General features: G+C 58.1%; 5 protein-coding genes. 2 read left to right on the top strand and 3 right to left on the bottom strand.

Features of this window, described 5'->3' with window-relative positions; translation table 11 throughout:
• Positions 1 to 231: 231 nt before the first annotated feature.
• On the top strand, positions 232 to 1,260 hold the full coding sequence (locus EV666_RS17965) for a glutathione S-transferase family protein (RefSeq protein WP_132011010.1): 1,029 nt from the start codon (positions 232 to 234) through the stop codon (positions 1,258 to 1,260).
• A gap of 429 nt (positions 1,261 to 1,689) precedes the next feature.
• Here EV666_RS17965 and EV666_RS17960 read toward each other — a convergent pair whose 3' ends face one another.
• A complete protein-coding gene (locus EV666_RS17960; RefSeq protein WP_132011008.1) occupies positions 1,690 to 2,031 on the bottom strand; it encodes a winged helix-turn-helix transcriptional regulator in 342 nt (113 codons plus the stop codon).
• A gap of 75 nt (positions 2,032 to 2,106) precedes the next feature.
• Between EV666_RS17960 and EV666_RS17955 the strand changes: the two genes are divergently transcribed.
• Positions 2,107 to 2,649: a carboxymuconolactone decarboxylase family protein gene (locus EV666_RS17955; protein ID WP_132011006.1), complete on the top strand. Its 543-nt coding sequence runs from the start codon at positions 2,107 to 2,109 to the stop codon at positions 2,647 to 2,649.
• Between the two features lie 248 nt (positions 2,650 to 2,897).
• On the opposite strand, the gene EV666_RS17950 is transcribed toward EV666_RS17955, so the two are convergent.
• Both EV666_RS17950 and EV666_RS17945 read right to left on the bottom strand, forming a co-directional pair.
• Positions 2,898 to 3,254, bottom strand: coding sequence for a hypothetical protein (locus EV666_RS17950; protein ID WP_132011004.1), 357 nt, complete (start codon positions 3,252 to 3,254; stop codon positions 2,898 to 2,900).
• Entirely contained in the window at positions 3,218 to 3,781 is a 564-nt protein-coding gene (locus EV666_RS17945) for a recombinase family protein (RefSeq protein ID WP_132011002.1), read from the bottom strand. Before EV666_RS17945 ends, EV666_RS17950 begins: the two co-directional genes overlap by 37 nt.
• Positions 3,782 to 4,566 lie beyond the last annotated feature (785 nt).

The raw sequence follows: 4,566 nt of genomic DNA, 5'->3' as shown, positions 1-4,566 counted from the left end.
GAGCACAAACCGCCTCGTCATGAGGCTTTATAATTGACCCGACTGGCCTACTTTTAAACCGGTGAATGGCCTCTTTTTATTCCGGTGTTTACAAAAATGGCGTACCAGCGTATTGGACTTTCTTGGGGCAGTGCATAAGCATTGCTATTGGAACAGGCGGGACTGTCAGTAGTCCCTTGGCTGGTCCAAGCGCGGTAGCGTCGTGCCAGTCAGACCGGAGAAAACGATACGATGGCCTTGCAGATCCCTGTCGCCTTCAGTGGCTCCCCTGGCTCACCCTACACGCGAAAGATGTTGGCGGTGCTGCGCTACCGACACATCCCCTATCGCTTCTTGCCGTCTAACAGTTTCACCGCCAAGTCCATGCCCCAGGCTCGGGTGCCGCTGCTGCCCACCTTCTATTTACCCAGCGACAGCGGCGAGCTAGAGGCGGTTACCGACTCCAGTCCCATCATCCGCCGTCTGGAGCGCGAAGCGGAGGGCCGCTCCGTGATCCCTGATGATCCTGCTCTCGCCTTCCTTGACGAACTGATTGAGGACTACGCCGACGAGTGGCTGACCAAGGCCATGTTCCATTACCGCTGGGTTTACGATGCAGACATCCGCAAGGCTGCTGCTATTTTACCCTGCTGGTCGGGCTATTCGGTCCCCGATGCGGAGTTGGCTCAGCGAGGCCAGGTGTTCAGTCAGCGGCAGATCAGCCGGCTAGGCGTGGTCGGCTCCAACGCGGTGACCGGACCGGTGATCGAGGCCAGCTACAGGCGGTTCCTGGCAGCCTTCGAAGCCCACTTGGCTCAGCAGCCGTTCCTGCTGGGGACGCGCCCTGCGGCGAGCGACTTCGCCGTATTCGGTCAACTGAGCCAGCTTGCCCAGTTCGACCCCACGCCGATGGCTCTTACCGCCGAGACCGCACCCCGTGTGTATGCTTGGGTCAGCCTGATGGAGGACCTATCGGGGCTTGAGCCGAGCGACTTGGCCTGGACGACGCTGGCGGCGGCGCCAGCTACCTTAGCGCCGTTACTGGCTGAGATTGGTCGCGTCTATCCGCCGGTGATGCTTGCCAATGCCCAGGCCCTGGCGACTGGCGCTTCAGAGGTGGCTGCTGAGGTCGACGGCAAACCCTGGGTTCAGACGCCGTTTCCTTACCAAGCCAAGTGCCTGAAGTGGCTTAGAGACAGCCATGCTGCTCTGCCGCCTGCGGCCCGCGACCAGGTTGGCCCGTTCCTAGAGCAGGCCGGCCTGGCGGGGATGTTCATCTGACATCGTCTGACAGTGACGGGGGAGGGTATCAGTTCAATTGATACCCTTGGTCCGGCCCTCACTGGGGGATGGACGCGTCACTGCCGCCCCACGCGCCCGTGCGTACTGGTGGCGAAACTCCCAAAGGTCGCGACGCAATTCGTCGGAACCTGCCCGATGATCCGGTGAGGGGGTGGTGACAGCATGGGAGGGAATCGGTGCAGAACCGTTTCTATGTTTCAGCTTCAGACCGGTGACACGGCCACAGAGGATCGACTGTCCTGGCCATGCCACTATCGGATTTTCCGACTGTGCTCCTAGCTCACGCGTTCAGGCTTGCCCGAGGGTGTAGCGCTTTCTGAGCAGCTCCCCATTGGCCATCTCACGCGCGCAGTTTGTGGCGAAACTCCTGCCCGCCATAGGCGGTTGCATCAACACCTCTCTTTCGGATTATTCTGGGTCCGCTCCAACCGGCTTGACTGTGCTGACCCATATGTCAGCGAAGCTATAGAGGGGCTTGAACGCCTTCAGCAGGTCTCTCCCTAAAGGAGTGAGGGAATATCCATGATTGTCCAACTGGACGAATCCAGCCTCCCTTAATTCATTCATTCGCGTTTGCAGGACAGTCGGAGAAATTCCTCCTGCTGCATCTCGCAAAGCTCGCGATGTTAAAGGGGCGTCTCTTAGCTCCCACAAAACGCGCAACGCCCAGCGACGGCCCAGCAAATCCAACAGCACCATGATGGGCCGTTGGGTTTTAGTGCGGAGAGCGAGTGCCGACTCTTTGTCCATCTGATGTGCCTATTGACTCGCTACATTTTTAGTAGCAATAATTTGCTACTGATATCGTAGCAAAAGGTGATCAATATGCAACGGATTGAGCCGGCGGCTGAGCCATTTCCAGCCCTTTTGCAGGAATATTTCGAGAAGACCGGCGCACCGCAGTTGGTGCTCTTTACCACTATTGGACGCAGTGAAAGGGCTTGGAAAAAGTTTAGTCGGGGGTCTCTGCTCGCAAACTCTCCCCTATCTCTGAGGGAGAGAGAGTTGATCATTGACCGGACCACCGCGCGGACAGGATGCGAATACGAGTGGGGCGTGCATGTCTGGCTTTTTGCCGAGAAGGCAGGACTATCAAGGGACGAGATTGCCGGCACCCTCACTTATCCATTGGCGCCGGAAAAATGGTCCCAGCGAGAAGCAGCCCTCCTGACAGCCGTAGACGCGCTACATGACCGATCAACCCTTTCAGATGCTGAGTTTCGCGGTCTAAAACAGCACTACTCCGATGAGCAAATTATTGAAATAATTCAGATAAGTGCTTTCTATCATCAGGTTGCATTCTTGGCCAACGGGCTAGCCCTCCCATTAGAAGCCAAGGCGGCTAATTTCGCCGACTATACCCCTTAGACATTGGCATGGAGCGGTGAGGTACGCATACCGCAAATGCCGGGGTGGGCACCTCCATGTACGCGCCACGGTGGCGCGTACATGCGTACTGCGGGGAAATGCCCGCTCCCCTGTTTTGGGGGGCGGCAGCGGGCGGGATGCGCCAGAAGGCATCATCATTTCAGTGATACCTTTGGCGCCAGCTGCGCGTCTTTTACGGCGTAAAGAAATTCCCTCGCGTATCCCGTCTGACAAAATTGGGCAGGCTGTCATTGCCGGATTTCCAGGCAGTGCTTGCGCTCCCCAGTTTCGGGGGGCTCAACGGTCTGCTCAAGGTCCGCGCCGATCAGATCCGGGCATCTGCGTTGCGGTAACAGCAACGCGCGCCCGCGCATCATGCGCGCACCTTGCTGCAAAACCCCCGACATCTGGACCTTTGTAACGAAGGCGCAGGTCGCCGGACTTTTCCCCGGATCTCGGGAAAACGGCCATGCCAAGCCTGTGAAGGCATTGAGGTCTGCCCAACGCCTTTTCCAGTGTCCGGAAAGCCCCTCGAATGAAGCGCGAATGAAGCGCGAATGAAGCGGCTTCAGGATTGGGAAGGAGCAGTCTTCAGCGCTCGCCATAGGGTTGTCTTGTTGACCCTCATGACCTTGGCCATCGATGAAACCGACTGCTGTCCGCTATCGACCGTCAGTCGCGCATGGCTAACCTGTTCTGGGGTGAGCTTCTTGGGGCGCCCGGCATTGCTGCGCCTATTCTTTTTCGTTGCGGCAGCCTCATCGGCTTTCCGTAAAGCGTGGGCTGCGTCGATCCCCTCCAGCACCACGATGACCTGTGAGGCGCGTTGAACGTCCCCTGGCGTGATGCTGGTTTTGTCCCACAGCGCCCACAGTTCAGCGCCTTTGTCCGCGACCCGGCGGATTATCACCATCACCTCTTCGGAGGATGGCGCCAGACGGTCCAGTCCGGTGACAACCAGGGTGTCGCCGTGGGCGAGCTTCGTCAGAGCCACTTCCAGTTGGGGCCGGTCAGTCTGACCATCCTCGCCATAGTCGGTGTAGGGATCAGCAGCCCCGGCGTATTGCAGGTCATAGGCCTGCATGTGCACGTCGTCCTCATCCGCAGCGAGAATGTAGCCGAAGACCGCCATCTGATTTCGCCCCACATGTGCGCCGCATTTTGGAACGATTTAGCAACGCAATAGTGCAATCGTATGCTGATGTTGTGCTGAGATTAAAGCACTAGATTCAGCAACAAGGCCGGCCACAGCGGCCTCCATCTCCAAAATCGTTTCAAAATTCATGCTCAGACCACCGCCGGCGGGCCAGCAGTTTTCTATGCGCGGCAAAGTGCATAAAAACTGAGGTATTGAGCCGATTTATTTGGGGGTGGGCGCTACAGCAACCGTGATGCGCCCGCAGGGGTGCGTCATGGTTGAGGTATTGAGCTCAATATTTCTTGGGGTGCCCTTTTTTGGGAAGCGCACTTGGGGCGCTGTTTCATTGGGGTTTCAATATTGAGCGGTCGGCTGGCCTTGGCAGGCCGCGCGTCAAACAAATCCGTCACGATGGTTCAATGGGGCGAACCTGCGACCAGACCGTTCGATGCGGTCGGCTTTTTTGGGGCGGCGTCCGGACAAAAAGAAAGCCGCCCGAAGGCGGCTGAGAGGGGGAGGTCTCGCTGGGAGGGGAGCGCTGGGCTCCATGAACCTAAATTATGATGGGGCAGCCTCCCTGTATGTGCGCGCCAGCACATATCCTCCGGTGCGCGCTAAGCGGCCTGGAAGCCCATGAGGAGTGCATCGGTGGGCAGCCCCGTCGCGCAAAAGTGGCGTGGTTTTCTGAGAACACCGGGAATAAAGTGCGCCATTTTCTGGCGTGCCTCACCGATATAAAAGTATGCCAGTCCTGCTAGACCTCCGTTTTTTGGCGGAGG

This window comes from Camelimonas lactis (assembly GCF_004342915.1).
GTDB lineage: Bacteria > Pseudomonadota > Alphaproteobacteria > Rhizobiales > Beijerinckiaceae > Camelimonas > Camelimonas lactis.
Note: the sequence above shows the minus strand (reverse complement) of the source record. Positions and strands in the feature narration are given on the sequence as shown.

Excerpts from the sequence above, each read along its gene's own strand:
- EV666_RS17955 (WP_132011006.1), top strand. The coding sequence starts at position 2,107 with ATGCAACGGATTGAGCCGGCGGCTGAGCCATTTCCAGCCCTTTTGCAG.
- EV666_RS17945 (WP_132011002.1), bottom strand. The coding sequence starts at position 3,781 with ATGGCGGTCTTCGGCTACATTCTCGCTGCGGATGAGGACGACGTGCAC.
- EV666_RS17965 (WP_132011010.1), top strand. The coding sequence starts at position 232 with ATGGCCTTGCAGATCCCTGTCGCCTTCAGTGGCTCCCCTGGCTCACCC.
- EV666_RS17950 (WP_132011004.1), bottom strand. The coding sequence starts at position 3,254 with ATGGCGAGCGCTGAAGACTGCTCCTTCCCAATCCTGAAGCCGCTTCAT.
- EV666_RS17960 (WP_132011008.1), bottom strand. The coding sequence starts at position 2,031 with ATGGACAAAGAGTCGGCACTCGCTCTCCGCACTAAAACCCAACGGCCC.